The following is a 2056-nucleotide window of genomic DNA, read 5'->3' as shown; positions in this document are numbered from 1 at the left end:
TTTATCTTTTCAAAGCCATTACTCATTAATGAATATAGCTTTTGTTTGTAGTCGTCATACCTAATGCTATGCTATCACCATCCAAACCCATGGCCGTTATGCAGGAATCACACAAGGATTTTACATAAATGGCATTTTGTACAGCATCAGTCTTAATTATATCCTGGCGTTCCTGGGCAGTCAAGCAATCAAACCCAAACTTGGCTTCATCTACCTCATCTACTTCTAATGTATCAATCGGCTCATTACAATATTCACAAGTATAAAAAATTTTCATGAGTTACCCCTCTTTCTTGCATTTTTGCCAGTATAATTAGCCAACCATTTGATCACTGTGACATTGTAGATTAGATGTAACACAATACCAGTGACCAACCCCAGCCAAATGCTTCCTGTCATGACCAAAACACCTGCCGTAGCGAGACCAAACAAGCTGTGTCCGCCAATGCTTAAAACCGGTGCTGCCAGTCTTCTGCCACCATCCTGATACCAGTCGTATACAGCTTCAATAGCACCAAAGACCACATGGACAGCAATAAGGTCAGCCTTCAGATAATAGGCAAATAGGGTTTTGGCAGCTTCCTCTACAACCGGCCCCAGACTAATGACGGTTACTGGTCCGATATATTGCAGGAATAACCGGTTAAGCAAAAAGCTCAGGCCCGCCATAAGGGCAGCAATGATATAGGCCATGAGTCATCCTCGCAAAAGATCTGTCAGATTTATGGTGTAATGCACAGTATGGCAATGCTGTCTGCAAGTTTTATAACCGCAAATGTATGGCAGTCTATATTTATTATTTCCCAACAAAATAGCTAAGTATACCCTGTGATACCGTGTTTATCATAGCTTCAGCTTACCTGCCGCCTGTATTTTTCCACTATCAGCCACTAAACAACAGGATAAATTTGCTTATGCGGCGAAATTATGGTTTTAGTCAATGAATATATATTTTTTTGGAGGGATGGTTTTGCAAAAATTTTATAACTCAGTTTGCCGCTTGCTAGCGTTAGCACTAACCATTATGTTGTTGCTACCCGCCGCGGCACTAGCCGCACGAAAACAGCCAGCAGTACCACCTGCGCCTGTGAAAGTGACTGTACTGGCCACAGCCGGAATCAATGGCCATATTATTAACTGGAATTATGAACTTCCTAAAACAGCTGATTTTGGCCTTGTGAAGATTGCCAGCTTAGTAAAAAAGGAACGCCAGAGCAATCTTAATACGCTGTTAGTAGATTGCGGCAATATGTTTTCTGGTTCAGCACTAACCGATTACTTTGCCACCACAACGTCAAATCTGCCAAATCCAATGGTTGCCATGTATAACTATCTTGGCTATGATGCCGTAGTGCTTGGTAAAGGGGAACTTGCCTATGGTCAAGATTATTTAGCGAACGCCTTATTGCAGGCTAAATTCTCAGTGCTCTCTGCCAACGCCCGTACCTCGGACAAATCCTTGTCTGCCATTCAACCGTACATCATTAAAGAGATTGCTGTTGGCAAAGACAAGAAAAAAGAAAAAATCCGTATTGGCATTGTCGGTGCTTCGGCCATTAATCCTGCCACTGACCTACCAGCAAATGCCAACCTAACCTTTATCGATCAGGATAGTGCCATTAACGCTACTGTCAAAAGCATTCAAAAGTCGGTAGATGCGATTATTGTCGTCAAAAATGATGGTTTAGTAGTGAGCGGAGTTGCCGCACCCACTCCAGGTAAATTTGGCAGCAGCTTAAGCAAGACCGAATTAACCTTTGAAAAGTTAGGAAAAAAATGGGTACTTACGGGAACAGATACTTCCAACATATTTTCCGTAATGGCACCACCTGATAGGGGAATGGCAGATGCAGCCTGGCCTTATCATGATGCGACACTTCAACATCTAAATAAACGTCCATAGCATCGTAACCAATGTATTATTTTGCACATCAGGTCAGGGGACTCAGCTCCATACAATAACCTAATAAAAAGATAAAATGCCATGTCTGTGACATGGCATCAGATTGTAGACAAAGCCGCTTTTATGCCGTAAGGCAAAAAGCGGCTTTCTATT

At 42.3% G+C, this 2056-nt stretch carries 3 protein-coding genes; 1 reads left to right on the top strand and 2 read right to left on the bottom strand.

From position 1 onward, the window contains the following. Positions 1-25: 25 nt before the first annotated feature. Positions 26-277 (bottom strand): anti-sigma-F factor Fin, encoded by a 252-nt coding sequence (locus AC29Z1_RS17195; protein ID WP_488272670.1) that lies wholly within the window; start codon positions 275-277, stop codon positions 26-28. After that, positions 274-693: a hypothetical protein gene (locus tag AC29Z1_RS17190; protein ID WP_488272669.1), complete on the bottom strand. Its 420-nt coding sequence runs from the start codon at positions 691-693 to the stop codon at positions 274-276. The genes AC29Z1_RS17195 and AC29Z1_RS17190 overlap by 4 nt, the downstream gene beginning before the upstream one ends. A gap of 277 nt (positions 694-970) precedes the next feature. Between AC29Z1_RS17190 and AC29Z1_RS17185 the strand changes: the two genes are divergently transcribed. Further along, a complete protein-coding gene (locus AC29Z1_RS17185; RefSeq protein WP_488272668.1) occupies positions 971-1903 on the top strand; it encodes a bifunctional UDP-sugar hydrolase/5'-nucleotidase in 933 nt (310 codons plus the stop codon). Positions 1904-2056: the final 153 nt, after the last annotated feature.

This window comes from Sporomusa sp., assembly GCF_057736855.1.
This window is presented reverse-complemented; position numbering and strand designations above follow the sequence as displayed.

Coding starts and splice junctions, on each gene's coding strand:
- AC29Z1_RS17195 (WP_488272670.1), bottom strand. CDS start 277: ATGAAAATTTTTTATACTTGTGAATATTGTAATGAGCCGATTGATACA.
- AC29Z1_RS17190 (WP_488272669.1), bottom strand. CDS start 693: ATGGCCTATATCATTGCTGCCCTTATGGCGGGCCTGAGCTTTTTGCTT.